Annotated in this window: 14 protein-coding genes; 7 read left to right on the top strand and 7 right to left on the bottom strand. The window is 55.9% G+C overall.

Features of this window, described 5'->3' with window-relative positions; all coding sequences use genetic code 11:
- The first annotated feature begins 46 nt into the window (after positions 1-46).
- Both K7J14_RS03130 and K7J14_RS03135 read left to right on the top strand, forming a co-directional pair.
- Positions 47-1,915, top strand: coding sequence for a methyl-accepting chemotaxis protein (locus K7J14_RS03130; protein ID WP_230753000.1), 1,869 nt, complete (start codon positions 47-49; stop codon positions 1,913-1,915).
- Between the two features lie 174 nt (positions 1,916-2,089).
- Positions 2,090-3,727, top strand: a complete 1,638-nt coding sequence (locus K7J14_RS03135) for an ABC-F family ATP-binding cassette domain-containing protein (RefSeq protein ID WP_230753004.1) — start codon at positions 2,090-2,092, stop codon at positions 3,725-3,727.
- Between the two features lie 24 nt (positions 3,728-3,751).
- Here K7J14_RS03135 and K7J14_RS03140 read toward each other — a convergent pair whose 3' ends face one another.
- The 5 genes from K7J14_RS03140 to K7J14_RS03160 all read right to left on the bottom strand — a co-directional run bounded on the left by K7J14_RS03140 (position 3,752) and on the right by K7J14_RS03160 (position 9,694).
- A complete protein-coding gene (locus K7J14_RS03140; protein WP_230753007.1) occupies positions 3,752-4,849 on the bottom strand; it encodes a hypothetical protein in 1,098 nt (365 codons plus the stop codon).
- Positions 4,846-5,316 (bottom strand): hypothetical protein, encoded by a 471-nt coding sequence (locus K7J14_RS03145; protein WP_230753009.1) that lies wholly within the window; start codon positions 5,314-5,316, stop codon positions 4,846-4,848. Before K7J14_RS03145 ends, K7J14_RS03140 begins: the two co-directional genes overlap by 4 nt.
- Positions 5,316-7,175, bottom strand: coding sequence for a M30 family metallopeptidase (locus K7J14_RS03150; RefSeq protein ID WP_230753012.1), 1,860 nt, complete (start codon positions 7,173-7,175; stop codon positions 5,316-5,318). The genes K7J14_RS03145 and K7J14_RS03150 overlap by 1 nt, the downstream gene beginning before the upstream one ends.
- 78 nt (positions 7,176-7,253) lie before the next feature.
- Entirely contained in the window at positions 7,254-7,667 is a 414-nt protein-coding gene (locus K7J14_RS03155; RefSeq protein ID WP_230753014.1) for a hypothetical protein, read from the bottom strand.
- 62 nt (positions 7,668-7,729) lie between these two features.
- Positions 7,730-9,694 carry an AMP-dependent synthetase/ligase gene (locus tag K7J14_RS03160; RefSeq protein WP_230753016.1) on the bottom strand — a complete coding sequence of 655 codons (1,965 nt, stop codon included), beginning with the start codon at positions 9,692-9,694 and terminating at the stop codon, positions 7,730-7,732.
- A 105-nt stretch (positions 9,695-9,799) separates the two neighbouring features.
- On the opposite strand from K7J14_RS03160, the gene recO reads away from it, so the two are divergent.
- The 5 genes from recO (at position 9,800) to K7J14_RS03185 (ending at position 15,311) form a co-directional block, all read left to right on the top strand.
- A complete protein-coding gene (gene recO / locus K7J14_RS03165) occupies positions 9,800-10,555 on the top strand; it encodes a DNA repair protein RecO (RefSeq protein ID WP_230753018.1) in 756 nt (251 codons plus the stop codon).
- A 36-nt stretch (positions 10,556-10,591) separates the two neighbouring features.
- Positions 10,592-12,724, top strand: coding sequence for a single-stranded-DNA-specific exonuclease RecJ (gene recJ / locus K7J14_RS03170; protein WP_230753019.1), 2,133 nt, complete (start codon positions 10,592-10,594; stop codon positions 12,722-12,724).
- A 69-nt stretch (positions 12,725-12,793) separates the two neighbouring features.
- Positions 12,794-13,003 carry a 30S ribosomal protein S21 gene (gene rpsU, locus K7J14_RS03175; RefSeq protein ID WP_230753022.1) on the top strand — a complete coding sequence of 70 codons (210 nt, stop codon included), beginning with the start codon at positions 12,794-12,796 and terminating at the stop codon, positions 13,001-13,003.
- 221 nt (positions 13,004-13,224) lie between these two features.
- Positions 13,225-14,157, top strand: coding sequence for a PilZ domain-containing protein (locus K7J14_RS03180; RefSeq protein ID WP_230753024.1), 933 nt, complete (start codon positions 13,225-13,227; stop codon positions 14,155-14,157).
- A gap of 17 nt (positions 14,158-14,174) precedes the next feature.
- Positions 14,175-15,311 carry a tetratricopeptide repeat protein gene (locus tag K7J14_RS03185; RefSeq protein WP_230753027.1) on the top strand — a complete coding sequence of 379 codons (1,137 nt, stop codon included), beginning with the start codon at positions 14,175-14,177 and terminating at the stop codon, positions 15,309-15,311.
- A 4-nt stretch (positions 15,312-15,315) separates the two neighbouring features.
- Here K7J14_RS03185 and K7J14_RS03190 read toward each other — a convergent pair whose 3' ends face one another.
- Together K7J14_RS03190 and K7J14_RS03195 are read right to left on the bottom strand one after the other, a co-directional pair.
- Positions 15,316-15,801, bottom strand: coding sequence for a DUF192 domain-containing protein (locus K7J14_RS03190; protein WP_230753029.1), 486 nt, complete (start codon positions 15,799-15,801; stop codon positions 15,316-15,318).
- Positions 15,791-16,366, bottom strand: coding sequence for a hypothetical protein (locus K7J14_RS03195; protein ID WP_230753031.1), 576 nt, complete (start codon positions 16,364-16,366; stop codon positions 15,791-15,793). Before K7J14_RS03195 ends, K7J14_RS03190 begins: the two co-directional genes overlap by 11 nt.
- Between the last annotated feature and the right edge of the window lie 37 nt (positions 16,367-16,403).

The raw sequence follows: 16,403 nt of genomic DNA on the forward strand, positions 1-16,403 counted from the left end.
AAAATGTACAAGAGATATTACACTATATCATGCAAAGTGAGGTATCATGAAAAGTCATTCCGCCGTTTACCGCATGCTCATCGCGATAGCATCGATATCGTTTCTGCTGGCGGCCCTCGTATTTATACGATTAACAAAAAATGTCGTGTCCCCGAATGAAGGCAACTTGATGCCGGTTCTGCTTTCGGCGATCGTTTACCTTATCATTGTAAATTTCGCTTCGGGGCGTAATGCTTCGACTTTCGACACAGACTTTCCTTCGCTTCAGGGCAACCAGAACGAATACCGGAAACAACTGGATCATTTCGGAAGGGTTCCCCTCAAGACCCTCCTCGTTTTCATCCTTATTTCCGCTGTGTGGAGTTCAACTCTGCGTTTCAGCTGTGCAACCCTCGGAATGAGGACTGATGTCCTCGTACCCCTCATCATGCTCTTGATATCGGTCAGCATGCTTGCCGCTTCCTTCATCTATGTCATCGGAGACAACAACATCTCCATAACGCTCCTCTCAGGAAAACTACGCGAATATCCGGTGAATCTGAAATACCCGCGACAACGGAATAAAAACTTCATAATACCCTTTTTTATCGCGGTAATGACCATTTTTTGCGCGGTCGCCATACAACAGCTTCAGATCAACCTGCGGGGCTATATGTCGCTTGAAAACGCGGGCAAGGGCAACGGGATGCTCTATGCGTTCTTTACAGCCTATCTCCTGATAGTCGGAACCCTTATTTTTCTCTGGACCAAGGGAAACAGCCTCATCTATAAATCCCTGATGAAGCAGCTCGAGGATCTCACCGCGAGCGAAAAAAACCTCGCAGGCAGGATCAATGTCGCGTCCATCGACGAACTGGGATTTATCGCGGGCCGAGTGAACGAGTTCTGCCAGGGTCTTTCCGTCAGCGTGGTGGAACTCAAAGAGGCGCAGAAGGCTCTTACCGATCTGGGAAGCGAGCTCCACTCGAGCGCGAAGGATTCCGCCGAGGCCATCGCGCGGATTTCAGAAAGCGTCGAAGAAGTCAGCGGCCGGATGCGCGATCAGGCGGGAAGCGTCCAGGAGTCCTCCGGCGCGGTCGAGCAGATTGCGCGGAATATCGAGTCGCTGGAAGACCTCATCAACGAGCAGGCCTCCAGCGTAACCGAAGCGTCCGCCTCCATCGAGGAGATGGTCGGAAACATCAATTCCATTACGGCATCCACCAATAAAATGGCGGCCCGCTTCAGCGAGCTTCTTTCGGCCTCGGAGGCGGGTAAAGAGGCGCAAGCATCTTCCGACATCAGGATCAAGCAGATCGCCGAGCGGTCGAAGGCCCTCTTCGACGCGAACCAGGTGATCGCGGGAATAGCGGCTCAAACGAACCTGCTTGCGATGAATGCGGCGATCGAAGCCGCCCACGCAGGAGACGCGGGACGGGGATTCTCGGTAGTAGCGGACGAAATTCGCAGCCTCGCAGAAACCTCCGCGAAACAGTCGAAGAATATCCGCCAGGAAATATCGAGCGTTCAGAAAGCCATCGAGGAGCTGGTAGCCGCTTCCAGGGGCTCGGAGGCCTCGTACGGAAAGGTGGTGAACCTCATCACGGAAACCGGCGGCCTCGCGAAGGAACTTGAACACGCCATGGCGGAACAGCGCAACGGTTCAATGGAAATACTCGAGGCGCTCCGCGCGATGAACTCGATAACCCAGCAGGTTCAAAGCGGCTCGAAGGAAATGACATCCGGAAACGAAACCGTTCTGGGGGAAATCGGACGGCTGAAAGAAAACACCCAGGCGATCGGCCGGAGCATGAGCGCGATGAAGGACGCGAGCGAGAACATCAACCGCTCGTCCAGACGGTTCAACGAGCTCGCCGACGGAACAGCGGACACCATTCTCAGAATGGACGAGGCGCTGAAAGGCTTCCGAACCTGATTCTCCCGCCCGCCTGATCGGACGGCGCCCCTGCAGGGACACCCTTGCCGGGGGCTCCGGACGAACAGATTCCGCCGGGCATGCGCTGCCTGCCTCGATCCTGATTCTTCCTGACTCCCCTGTACCTCCGCCCTACCGTTGCAAACGAGGGAGTTTTCCGGTATTCTTGAACACATGATAACCGTATCCGATCTTTCGCTTTCATTCAGCGATCGTCCGCTTTTCAAGGACGTAAACCTCAAATTCACCCCGGGCAATTGTTATGGAATCATCGGCGCGAACGGCGCGGGAAAGTCCACGTTCTTAAAGATTCTTTCGGGGGAGCTCGAACACGACAAAGGGGACATCATCATCCCCGCCGGCCAGCGGCTCGCCGTCCTGAAGCAGGACCACTTCGCCTTCGACGAACACACCGTGAAGGACACGGTGATGATGGGATATCCCAAGCTGTACTCGGTCCTCAAGGAACGCGAAGCCATCTATGAAAAGGAAGACTTTTCGGAAGCTGACGGAATCCGCGCCAGCGAGCTTGAAGGCGAATTCGCCGAGATCGGCGGCTGGGAGGCCGAGAACGAGATAGAAAAGATGTTATCCGGACTGGGGCTCGAGGAAGCCTACCACGACCGAAAAATGATAGAGTTGGACGAAAGCCAGAAGGTCCGCGTGCTTCTCGCCCAGGCGATCTTCGGAGAGCCGGACATCCTGCTGCTCGACGAACCTACAAACGGTCTCGACCTTGAGTCCATCACCTGGCTGGAAGAATTTCTGATCAACTTTCCGAACACCGTCATCGTCGTATCGCACGACCGGCACTTCCTCAATCAGGTGTGCACGCATATCTGCGATATCGACTTCGGCAAGATCCGCATGTATTCCGGAAACTACGATTTCTGGTACCAGATGAGCCAGCTCATGCAGCGCCAGTCGCGCGACCAGCAAAAGAAGCGCGAGGACAAGATGAAGGACCTGAAAGAGTTCATCCTGCGCTTCGCCTCGAACGCGTCCAAGAGCAAGCAGGCGACGAGCCGCAAAAAGGTCTACGACAAGCTCGCCCTCGAGGAAATCGAGGTTACCACGAGAAAATTCCCCTACGTCAATTTCAAACCGGACAGGGATCTGGGCAATAATGTCGTGCGCGTGGAGAAGCTCAATTATTCCTACGAAGGGATTCAGCTTTTGAAGAACTTCGATCTCACCGTCAACCGCGGCGACAAGATCGCCTTCGTCGGGATGGAACACAATTCCAAGAGCGCGTTTTTCGACATCATCGCAGACGAGGCCAAGGCGGAATCAGGCGAGGTCTACTGGGGCCAGACCGCGAAGTTCACCTACCTCGGAAAAGACAACACGAACTATTTCGCGAACGATCTGAACATCACCGATTGGCTGCGCCAGTATTCGCCCGAACAGGACGACGCCTACGTGCGCGGCTTTCTGGGGCGGATGCTCTTTTCCGGCGACGAATCGCTGAAGCCGGTAAAGGTGCTTTCCGGAGGCGAGAAGGTCCGCTGCATGCTGTCGAAGCTCATGCTCTCCGGCGCCAACGTGCTGATCATGGACGAGCCGACGAACCATCTCGACCTTGAAGCCATAACGAGCTTGAACGAGGCCCTCATCGATTTCCCGGGCGTGGTGCTTTTCAACAGCCACGACCACGAGTTCATCTCGTCTGTAGCAAACCGCATCGTGGAGATCACTCCCGGAGGCGTTATCGACCGGATGATGAACTTCGAGGATTATCTTGTAGACGAGCAGGTGAAGAATCTCCGCGCCGAGTATTACAAAGGCAGCGTGAAGAAATTCAATATCTAGGTTTTATTAGCGGCGGGAATCCCTTTACGGGACCCGTCCGTTGTTCCTGATCCGCTCTATTTCATCCCATTCAAACACCAAATCCATGTAATCGAAAACCGGCTTCCGCGGGGGCCGGCGTTTTCCGTTGTGCGCCGTTATTTCGGCGTCCAGATCGGCGATATCCGCGCGTACAAGCCAGGGATCGCCGAGCGCGAAGAAAGATTCATCCGGAGACAAAACGATTTTCACCGGCTTCGCGGCGAAGTCCGCCGTCCCTTCGTAGACTACCGCGTCGGGAATGAAACGGACGGCGAATTGAGCGGCATCGCCCGCGGCGGCGGGGCCGCCCGTTGCGGAGCTCTCCCCGAACGCGTCGGCGCCGGAATCGAGCTGTAGGCGGCCGGTCTCGTAGTTTCTGAGAACCGTTCCTGTGCCGGTGACGCAGGTATAGAGCGTCTCTCCTACCTTCAGGAACTTCGGGACGCGGGCGGTATAGCCGGAGAGCGCCGGAAATTCGGCCCGGCGGTCGCGGTAACGGGCGTCTGTTTTCCAATACCGGATGCGCCAGTAGCGGTCGGAAAGAAAAAGATAGCAGAAAAAATCGTCTTTCGGCTCCTCCGGATGAAGCCGTATCGCGGAAGCGTTCCCCTGTTGTATCCAATAGCCCTCGAGGCCGGCGAACGGGTTGCCGCCGGTTTCCGGGGTTTCCAGCGGGGGCGAAATTTCAACCGGCAGCGGGCGGAAAAAGTCGAGATACAGGCCGTTTCCCAGAACCGCTACAGGTATAGAGTCTCCGCCGCGCGCCCCCTTGCGCTGGAGGCCAAGACGGAAGATGCGAGCGGAAGCGGCAGCCGGCGGGCCTGAGTTGTCGCCGGAGTCTTGGGTTTCGCCTGGGTCAGGCGGGTAGTAAGGCTCGATGCCGCACGGAATCCAGCCGAAGTCTTCGTAGACAAAGCCGTAATAGGGCTTGAGCACGATGCGGAGTTTGTCGGGCTCTTGTATTTCAACGAAGCGGCCGCTGTTCTCCCAGACGCCTGAAAGCGCATGGGAAGGGGCCGCGGCTTCCTGCGAGGAGAGAGCCCCTGAAGCGGAGAGGACGAAACAGACGAGTTGAGCAAACAGGAAGCGGACCGTTTTCATTCGATGACTTTCCAGACGAGAGGGATGCAGGGTATATCGTTCTTCGATCCGGGAACAAAGCCGCGAATCGCGGGTTCAGGGGCATCCAGCGGAACAAGAAGCTCAAGTTCAAGCCGGAGGCCCTGATATTGCTGAAGAAATCGAGCCGATTTCTCCGGATAGAGAACGTATGTCCTTTCATCATCTTCGGCACGGAAACACACATAACTGAAGGGTTCGTTGCCCCGGACCGTAATTCGGCCCTGCGCGGAAATCCGCTCCCCCGGCTCGTCCGGCTCGGGAAACGCGCCCGAGAGCTCGATCGATTCCACGAAAGCAGTCTGCCGGCCGCCGAGGGAGCGCCCGCTCGCCTCCCCCTTTCGATTCCCGGCCAAGGCGTCCCGGTTCCCGAAAGCGAAAACCGGGAGGGCGGCGCAAAGGAGACACGCGAAAAAAAGCGCGACCCGGTATCCGGGGGCTGTTTTCATCACTTTACCGCGATGTAAAGCTCGAAGGCCGGATCGAGTTCGGTGATATCGACCGTGATGGTCAAATCTCCGGAGACTTCGGTCCAGTCGTCGTGGGAAAAGGCCATAAAGCTCCAGGGCTTATGGCTGTAAAAATAATCGATGCTGTATATAGTCGGACCCTTGTAGCCCTGCGGCAAAACAGGAAGAGAATCCGTATAATCGGCATTGTAGTTGTCGAAACTCCAAAGGTCGAAACCGGCAAGGGCGTAGGTGTACGAGTCGAGCGTCAGGGAAGGCGGCGTTGCATCGAAGGTACGAAAGCCGGCGGACGCGTCGCTCGAATCGAAGAACAGAACCTGCCAGTACTCGGAGAAGGCCCGGGAAAAAGCCCCGGAATCTGTAAGAGCTGCCGGGAAAGAGTCGGGAGCCGTCGCCTTGAGGGCGGCGCCCACGGATTCTATTCCCTGAGTGCCGTTGTCGATTATCGCCTTGATCAGGGCGGGCCCGGCAAAGTTTCTGGCTATGTAGGAGCCGAAGCTGTACGCCGAAGCATAGGAAATAAGGACATTCTCATCCGCTCCGTCATACCAATCCGTTACGCCGGACCAATTATACCCGGTATTGAAGTACGGAATCCGTCCAGCCGCAGGGCCGTCTCGTTCTATATCAATGTCGTCGCCCGCCTCGTCGATCATGGGAAGAATAAGGTCCTCGGCGACCATGGAGAGCATTTCGTTATACCAGGTTTCGGAGTTTACGCCTTTGCGCGCATAGTGAATCATGTGCTGGAATTCGTGGATAAGGGTGGAATACATGACGCCCGGACTCGCATCCAAAAAATGAGAGTCGACGTAGAACATCTCTGCGAGATTGCCGTCAATATACCCGGCATCTTGATCTCCTGAATCAAAGTATCCGTAGACTCCGCTGTATTGATCTTCAGCGTAGTCTCCGGCGATATCGAAGGCGACTATGTGGATGCGGGGATCTTCGTCGCAGCCGCCGTAGTTTTCTTCTCCGGCTTCGAGTCCTCCTCCGTTTTCATGGCCGAAAAGCGTGGTTTCCTTGTCGTAGATCGCGTCGAATTTCGCGGCGAGGAGGGAGAGCTGGTCATGTGTCAGCATGTTGTCCTGCCCGTTTTCGTCCTCGACTTCGGTCAAACGTTCGGCTGGCATCCAGACGTAGCAGTGTTCGCCGCGGGCGTACAGGGTGACGGTAATGGTCGAAGCGTCGTTTCCAGTCCATGCGTTGACTTCGCAGGTTGCCGTTCCTACCTGGTCTTCTGTGAAAGGTCCGGCTGCGAAGGCGCTAACGACGGAAGGGTCGGCCGCGCGGGCGCCGGTGCTTTTCGGCGCTTTTAAAAAAGATCGCGGTGGATCGATCCGGGTATAACCGCCGGAAGTCGCCGCTGCAGGCATGGAGACAGGCTCGGCGAAGCCGGCGTAAAGAGGGGGCTCTGATCCCGAAGAGGCCGCGCTCCGGAACGAATTAGCGCCGTCTGAGCTTGGATTCCAGTACACCGTTCCGCCGGTATTCGTATACGAGGAGCCGCTAGGAATCGCGCCTACGACGCTACCAGATATGTTCGACCTCACGAGGAAGACGTTCTGTCCGGTCAATCCTTTCACCTCAACTGAAACAAACTTGCGGTTATTGTACACATTCGTCGGTTCTGTTTCGCTGGTTATTTTTCCGATTATCCTGTCTCCGCCTCCATAGACGGGCGACTCGTCAGTATAGCTCACCGGAACAGGATAGAGAGAATATTGCACTACAGGATCCTCGCCGCCGGAAGAACCCGGGCAGGAGGTAAAGAGCGCTACAGTCGAAACGAGCGCGGCCATAAACGCGATTTGAGGGTATTTAGATTGTTTCATTAAAAGAGTGTAGATCCGCTCAGCCTTATTCACAAGAAAGAACCCGGCAGGAAGAGCTTTTTTTTTGTCCGCGGCGGCTTAAAAAAGAACAAGAACGAGGGGAAACAAAAACAAGAGATTTATCGCTGCCCATAATCCGCGGCCAAGCTTGCGCAAAGATTCGGAATACTCGTTGTGGTCGCATCTACGGTAGACGAACCAGAATCCGTTGAACGCAAGAAGGAGAGAAAGAAACTGGAAGGGGAGTATTTCGTCCCAAAAGGCGGCCTTCGTATAGAGCACGACAGCGGAAGCCGCGAAGGCGAACGACACGAACCAGAATACCAAACTCAACAGCCGGCTTAAGGCACGGACATCGATCCGGGCCCGATGGTCGAGATCCAGGCGCAGTACGCCCGCGAGCAATTCCCAACCGGGCAGTCGGAATTGCAGAATCAGCGCGGCGGCGAGGGCGGAAAACGAGCAGAGGGCACAGACGATCAAGGCAACCATGAATCAAACTATACCCTCCGCAAATACCCGGAGTCAACCAAAGCAGACAGCCCGGGACGGAATCATTCCGCGAAAAGAAGCAAAATTTCTTCCCTATAGAGCTCGAGGATGCGGTGGCGCATCATTTCCTGCTTTCCCGACAATTCTTTTCCTACCTGGAAGGAATCGCCGAGAAACGAAAAGCGGAAAATATACTCGAAAGGACGGAATCCTGTTTGCCTGTTGACCCGCGCGTCTATTTCCGAGCGGAACAGCTGCACAACCGCGGGATTTTCCAGCAGGCTCTCGTAATCTTCGCACGGGATGTCGTTTTCCTGCGCCCAGGCCAGAAGAGCGTCTTTGGCCGGAACGATGAGGGCTGCCAGATACTTGCAATCCTGGCCGAGAACGACGACCGATTCCACTAATGGAAAGCCCTTAATCGCCCGTTCGATCGGGGCAGGCTCCACGTTCTCTCCGCCGCGGAGAACGATCGTGTCCTTCGCCCGGCCGGTGATCTTGATTTCTCCGTCGTACGACAGCATTCCCAAGTCGCCGGTATTAAACCAGCCGCCTGCGTCTATCACGCGAGAAGTAAGATCGGGACGCTTGTAGTAGCCTTTCATTACCTGGCCGCCGCGCACCAGGATGACGCCGTTTTTCCCCGGGCCGAGCTCGTACGGCGCCCGCCATGCGCCCCCGTTCGCCTCTTCTACGACCCGCTCAAGCTCTTCAGCGTCTACGATGCGGCACTCGGTTTCGGCGAAAATCTTCCCGACGCAGCCGGGGCGCGGCTTCCATTGGTCGCGGAAGGAAAGCAGGGGCGCGGTTTCGGTAATTCCGTACCCTTCCAGCATATTCAGCCCGATAGCCTGATAAAAGGAATCAACCTCGTTTTGAAGCGCCCCTCCGCCTGAAATGCAGATGCGGACTCGGCCGCCCAGGCGGGCGCGAACCTTCCGGAACACCAGCACATCACCGAGCGCGCGCAACGGGCTTAACAAAAGCCAGGGAAGAAGGCCGAGAAGGGTATCGAACAGGCGAATCCGGGGGGTGAAGCGGACGACCCTGCCGAACACCAGGTCGCGGGCGGAGCACCAGCGCCTTCCCACAGCCACGAAAAACAGGAAAAGAGCCTTCTTCGCGCCGCCTTCCTTGCGCACCGTGCGGAGAATGCCCGCAGCGAGAGCTTCCCAGAGCCGGGGAACGCCGGGAATGATCTGAGGCTTTATCGCGGCGATATCCGGCAGCATTATCGAGGCGACCGGCTTTGAATACGCCATCCCGCTTCCGCGCTCCAGAATGATGTACTGCATGAGCCGTTCGAAACTGTGCCACACCGGCAAAACGGTGATCCACATATCGCCGGGCTCGACATGGAGCACCTGCGGAATCCGTTCCAGCTGCCAGGTATAGTTTCCGTGAGTGAGCATGACGCCCTTGGGCTCGCCGGTGGTTCCGGAAGTGAAGATCACCGTCGCGACGTCTTCGCTTTTCACCGCTTTCATGATCGATTCAAGCTCGTCGACAGCGCCGTTGCGAGCAACCGAACCCTGGGCGAGAACCGCGTGGAAAGACAAGAGCTCGATTCCGGCTTCCCGTGCAGCCTCGGCGTCTGCGATCGCAGGCTCCGCGAAAAGAATAACCCTGGAAAGGAGCGGCATTTCAGAGCGGAGAGCAAGAATTTTATGAAGCTGCGAACGGTTTTCGGCGAACGCGATGCGGCACTCGGTCGTCGATAGAATATAGGCGATTTCCTTTTCCATTGAATCGCAGCCGCGCGGGACGTCGGCGGCTCCGAGCGCAAGAACCGCAAGGTCGGCTATCAGCCATTCGCGCCTGTTGTCCGAGATTAGGCCGACGAGGTCTCCCCTCTTAACTCCGAGGCCGCGCAGGGCTTCGGCCATATCGAGAACATCGCCGTAGAGCTCCCGATAGCTTCTGCGGACGAACGAACCGGAAGAATCCTTCCAGGTCTGAGCGACGACGTCGGGATAACAGCGTACCCGTTCTCTGAACAATAACGGAATGGTAGATTCGATCGACATGCTGACTCCTGTGCGTTTTCCGGCGAAGCTCGTCCGCCTTCTCTGGCGGAAACCGCAGAATGATATTTATTGACATGATCCGGCCAATGTCTCATTATACCACACATGTCGGACCGCACGTGGAGTTCCCGGGCTCTGGTTTTAAGTCTCAGCACTTTCGGAGAAGGCCACAGGGACGCGAAGCTCCTGACCGAAGACAGGGGAATCGTTCAGGCAGCGGTTTTCGGCGGCGCCAAAAGCAAGCTCAAAGGCCTCGTAAATCCCTGGCACACCGGCACAGTCTGGATATATTCGGACCCGGTGAAAAACCACCATAAAATCACCGATTTCGATGTCAGCGAGTGGCGGCAAGGGATCAGGGAAAGCCTCGCGAGAACCTTCGCAGCCTCCGTCTGTACGGAAATAGTGACCCGCTCCCACGGCGTTGCGGACTGGACTCTCGTGAACGCGTTTCTCGACGGCATCGCGGTATCCTCCGACGACGAATGCCGCAGGGCGCTGAACCGTTTTCTCTGGAGGATTCTCCATTCGGCGGGAATCGCTCCCGATCTTTCATGCTGTTCCCGCTGCGGACGGGGCATGTCTGGCGAAAACGGAGAAAGTACGGTATCATACTATTCTCCCCACGAAGAAGCCGTTCTCTGCGCGGACTGCGCAAGGCCGGAAGAACGCTCCGTTCCGCTCTCGATCGAAGCTCGAAGCTGGCTGCTCGCGGTAGAGCGGCTGCCCCCGTCCCGATCGCGGGCGTGGAAATGCGACCCGCGCGAAGAAACGGAAATACGCCGGTTTCTGCGCTTCCTCGTTTCCCGCCATTTCGGAGGGGAGCTGAAAACCCTGAACGCGGCTGAAGGAATTCTCTAGCCGCAACCGATTTTTTACATAGGAAGAAACTAACATATGATTTGGAACAAAAAAGACGTAGGCCGCGAACTGATCCGCGAAGTGAGCGGAAGATACGGATGCGACGCGCTCACCGCTTCGATTTTGGCGCGCCGCGGCATGTACGAGGGAAAAGACCTGCTCTTCTATCTGGAAGAGGATCTCAGATACGCCCATAACCCCTTTTTATTCGCGGATATGGAAGACGCGGTGGACCGGGTGATCGACGCACGCGACGAAGGCGAGAAAATCCTCGTGTTCGGAGACCGCGACGTCGACGGAATCACCAGCACAACCCTTCTCGTGCAGGCCCTGGAAGACCTGAAAATCGACGTGAGCTGGAGGGTTCCCTCGGGGGACGACCCGTACGGGCTGACCAAGGAAGCCGTGGACGCCCACGCCGCGAACGACGGAACGCTCATCATCACGGTGGACAACGGTATCTCCTGCATAGACGAGATAGATTACGCGGCAGACAAGGGCATCGACGTCATCGTTCTCGACCATCACAACCCCCGCGACGAACTGCCTGCGGCGGTCGCCGTAATCAATCCAAAAATGGAAGAGGCAGGGTATCCCTTCAAGGATCTGGCCGGTTGCGCAGTCGCGTGGAAGTTCATCTCGGCGCTCAGATTTTCGCTTCTGGAAATCTACAAACAGCAAATATGCCTGTTAAATGTGCGCCCGGCAAACGAAGCATGGGTTATAGAAGCGGTGAAAATCGTCAATATGGCCGAGGTAGACCGCATCAGCGAAAGCGTCATCCCCGGGATGGTGAAAATCGGCAACACGAGACTCCTCCCCTTTCTCGAAGGTCAGCAGATCATGGTATGGGACGCCCCCTTGCAAAAGAGACAGCTGGAAAAGATATTCGGCAAAAACGTCGAGTTCAATTTTATGGACATAGCGCCCGAAATAACGAGGGAGATACCGGCGGTCAGGAACATGAGCCTTCTGAAACTGAAGGATCTATCCAAAATAGGAAAATATCAGGACAAGCCGGTAAGCGAACTTGACGGATTCCTCAACATCTTCGTTACCTTCGTTCAAAAAAGAAACGCTCTTTTCGGAAAAAGGGAAAACGAGGAGCTGCAGCTCGTCGCGCTGGGTACGCTCGCCGACCTTATGCCGCTGAAAAATGAAAACAGGATTCTTGTCCGCAAAGGCCTCGCCGCCATCAATCTGTCTCCCCGTCCGGGCATCGCAGAACTGCTTGCCCGGCAGGGCCTTACCGGGAAGAAAATTGGTACGACCGACCTTTCCTGGCAGATTTCTCCGGCGATCAACGCCACCGGGCGCATGGGCAAGCCCGAGCTCGCCGTCCAGCTGCTTCTCTGCCAGGATCAGGCAGAGCGAAACCGACTTTCCGCGGAAGTCATCAAGCTCAACACCGACCGGAAGCAGATGGGAAACGACAGCTGGACCGTAGTCGAACCCCTTGCGAAGGAAAGCCTTGAAAAAATGTCGAGCCGGCTCATCCTCGCCGCGAGCCCGGAGATCCATCGCGGAGTTACCGGCATCATGGCGAACCGGCTCTCAAGCTGTTTCAGGGTTCCCGCCGTTGTCGTCTGCTTTATGGAGGACGGCACCGCAGTCGGCTCCATGCGCTCTGCCCGCGGCCTGAATCTGGAAAATCTGCTTTCTCCCTGCGCCGACCTCTTTCTCGACCACGGGGGACACGCCTTCGCGGCCGGCTTCAGCCTTCCGCGCGAACGGTTCCCCGAATTCGAGCAGCGCCTTGCCCGACTCGCTCCGGAGCTGGAATTTCCTGATACGCAGGAAGAAGAAGAAATCGATATAGACGCCGAGCTTCCGCACGAATTCATCAATCCCGAGCTTCTGGTCCTCGCCGACCGCTTCGAGCCCTACGGCGAAGGAAACGAACCCCTCGTCTTCCTCGCGCGCAATCTCACGCTCATGACCGCCGATATGATGGGAAAAACCGAAAAACTCCACCTCAAGCTCACCTTCGATTGCGGGAAATTCAAGTGGCCGGCCATTTTTTGGCAGGCTGCGGAGCGGCTCAACCGCGATTTTTCGGTAGGAGACAAGATCGACGCGGTGTTTCAGGTCGGCAGAAACACCTTCAACGGAACAGAAACGCCCCAGATGATACTCAAAGATCTCCGCCGCTCGGGGAGCCCTGCTTGACCGGCCGCCCCTGTTTCCGCTATAGTCAATGCAATACTGACGGTCGGACCGAGGGGAGGTGATTTATTTATGGCACATATCGTTGTCGACGATTCCGAAAACCTCGAGAAGGCGATCAAGCGCTTCAAGCGCATGGTTGAAAAAGAAGGCATCATCCGCGAATGGAAAAAGCGGGAATACTACGAGAAGCCCTCCACCATCCTCAACAGGAAGAACAAGGCTCTCCGCCGGAAACTCTTGAAAAAGAACCGGAAAACCACTGACCACAAGGGTTTCTAAATCCTTCTTCTCCCGCGCGGCCGGCATGATCCGGACGCCCGAGAGAAACGCCTTCCGCAAAGAGGCTCGGCTTGCATCCGGTTTTGTCCGGATCGTCTGCCGGGTCTTTTTTTTTCTTCCATCGATTTCCCCAGCGTGAATGCGCGATTCCCGGTCGTAAAAACCTCCAAAATTCAGTCTCGGTTGACCTTTTATATGAAGGCATCTATTATAGTTATCGTATGGGATACGCCACCAGTCAGCAACTGACCCGCTATTACGAACTCTATCACAGCATCGATGTAACCTTCTCAAAAGAGGTCATCAAAGCAACCGGTTTGATTCCCCAACAGGTCTACGTGAAAGCGCTGGGCGGGCAATGGCCGTGCGTGATAAATTCATCGTCCCTCTCCGGCGCGAAGATCATCGCCGGCATTAAAAGCGGCATATACGAAAAGATTCAGCAGGGAACCACCTCCGTCAGCCTCCGCTTTTCCTTCATGAACGTGGAGAAAAACGAGCCGATGAGCTTTTTCGTCGCGGCGAAAGTGCTCGGAGTCAATCAGTACGGCGGCTCTTCGGAACTCGTGCTGATCAGCATCGCGTATACCCAGCGACCCCCGGACGACCTCATCGAAACGCTCGGCCGCCTTCTCGAAGCGAACATCAACTCGACGAAGCGCAGGGAAGAGCGCATACTCATAACCCCCGATTCGATGCGCAAGCTCGGCATCCTTCAAAAAGAAACAGTCATCTTCATTCAGGGCATCCCCCGCCGGTGCATACTCAGGGATCTTTCATTTTCCGGCGCAAAAGTCATAATGGTCGGCATCGCGGCCTTTTTGACGAACAAGGAAATCGTGCTGCGGGTGGATATCGACGACCCGCGAACCGCCATCGGCCTGAAAGGAATAATAGTCCGGACAGAAGATGTTGAAAACCGCAAGGACCTGGTCGCCCTGGCGATCCAATACAATGAAACCGAAATTCCCATGTCCTATAAAATGCATATCAATAATTACCTGACGCAACAGCGCAAGACTCAGGGAAAAGACGACTCCGAACAAGCGGAACAGCCGTCTTCCGGTCAATCGGGTAAAAAACAGCAGGCAGAATCATCCGCCCCTCAGGCTGAGCCGCTTCCTGAAGCTGATACGCAAGAACCTTCATCCTAATTCTGCAAGAGGTACACATGTCGCATCCCCTTGATTCCCTGGTGTTCATCAACATCCCGGATTCCCATGATCTTTCCGGCTTCATCGCCGGCTTTGATTCCTCCATCCCCCTCCCCGTCCAGCTCTCGGCGCCCGGGGAGAAATTCGATCCGGCGAACCTTTCAAAGGAAATGATTCTCGCGGGCATTCTGACGGTCTTCGCGTGGGATCAGGAAAACGCCCACCTCGATTACTACCGGTCTCTCATGCAAGCAGCCGCGCCGAACATCCGCGAGGAGCTCACCGAAGCCGCGATACTCAAGATCAGAAACGGGGACTTCGAAATGGCGGAGGAGATTTTCAGATCCCTCAGAGGACTCGATCCCGACGATGTGACGACGGTGCTTAATCTCGCCCTGTTGATGGACGAACGGGCCGACAGCATGAGGCGTTCAGGACTCGAGGAGGAGGCCGACGCGTTCGACGCCGAGGCGTTCGCCCACTACCGGCAGGCGATGGCGGCCGAACCGCCGATGCCCGAAGCCTTCTTCAACGCCGGCTACTTTTTCCTCAAACAGAAAAATTTCCGCAAGGCGCGGCAAGCGCTCGAAGCATTCCTGCAGACCGAGACAGACAAATCGGACCGTACTGCGGAACGAAAAGAACGGGCAAAGGCGATTATTGAAGAAATTTCATCGCGCGACCTCGACGACGACCTTTTTAAATCCGCCTACGACTTCATCACGATCGGCCAGGAAGAAAAGGGCCTCGAAGCGGTCAGAGAATTTCTGGAGCATCATCCGAAGGTGTGGAACGGGTGGTTCCTGCTCGGCTGGGCGCTCAGACGCCTCGAACGCTGGCAGGACGCCCGCGCGGCCTTCGAACAAGCGATAGAACTGGCGAAGAACGATGAAGCCGGCATGGAAACAGGGTTTGTCGACATTTGCAACGAGCTTGCGATTTGCCTCATGGAGCTCGGAGAACTGGATAAAAGCAGGGCATGCCTGATTTCCGCGCTGGAACAGGAAAGCGAAAACACGAAAATCATCGCAAATCTGGGCATGGTCGCGCTCAGGAAGGGAAACCACGAGGAAGCAGACGGGTTCTTCCGCACCGTGCTGGAAATCGATCCCCGCGATCAGCTCGCGCGCGAAATGCTCGCTCGAGACCGATAACAGCCTAAAACAACGCCTTCAACGAGGTTCCCGGTTCGGCTCCCGCAAGGCGGTCTCCGACAGAGATCCCTGCGCGGACGAACCAGCCTGCAGGAACCTCAAGCGCGTAGCGAACGGAACGGGTGCTGGTTATGGTTTCCCTGCTGAAGGGAGCCATATCGCGGATTTCCCGAATGATTCCGTCGGAATCGATAAAGGCGATGGAAAGGGGATGAGGAGTGTTCTTCATCCAGAAACTCATTTTCCGATCGGCCGTGTACACGAAGAGCATGCCGGTGCCGTCGGGAATCCTCTCGCGGTTCATATACCCTTTTTCCTGTTCGGCAGGCGTCCGCGCGATTTCCGCCTGCAGCGGCACGCGTCCGCCTGAAGCGGTTTCGACGACGAGATTCATCCGGACGAGAGCGGAGCCCTGTTCGCAGGATATATGGGCGAAACTGCAGAGTATCAAAAAAAAGACAGCAACAAGCGGCTTGCCCTTAAAACTCATCGAGAAAGCCCTCCCGAATCACGTCACTCGCAGCCTTCTCCACTCCGGACTTTTCAAGTATCTCCGAAAAAATAGCCTCGTCGATGTACTTAACCAGTAATGGACGTTCAAGGCTTAACACAACGCCGCCGGAATTCCAGCGGGAGAGGCGGGGATTCAATTCTGAAGGTTCCCCGTATTTGTCGACCAGGGTTGAGTACACGGAATAGTAATCGATCCGGTCGGTATCCAGTGAAAAAGTCATCACGTAGAGCCGGTCGTTGTCGAATTGAAACCATGAACGCTTGATGAACGACATGCCCGTCGTTTCTATGAGGGTTCGGTTTTCTCCGTGCAAGAGGGAAACGTCGCGATCACCGCGGTATCCGAATACGGTATCCGCCAGGAGTGCTTTTTTTACTTCTTCCATCGAAGATCCGAGGGTAATATTTCTATATGAGGAAGAAAGCTCTATCCGGTCTTCGCCGGACGGCGATGTTTCGGACGGCGAGGCGGTTTGAGCGGCTATAGGAGAGATGAGAGACACCATGAGGGCGGCACATAAAGAAAATTTCCCGAATTTCATACAAACATTGTCGGCTGAAGCAGGAAGGAACTAAAGA

Source organism: Teretinema zuelzerae, assembly GCF_021021555.1.
Classification (GTDB): domain Bacteria; phylum Spirochaetota; class Spirochaetia; order Treponematales; family Treponemataceae; genus Teretinema; species Teretinema zuelzerae.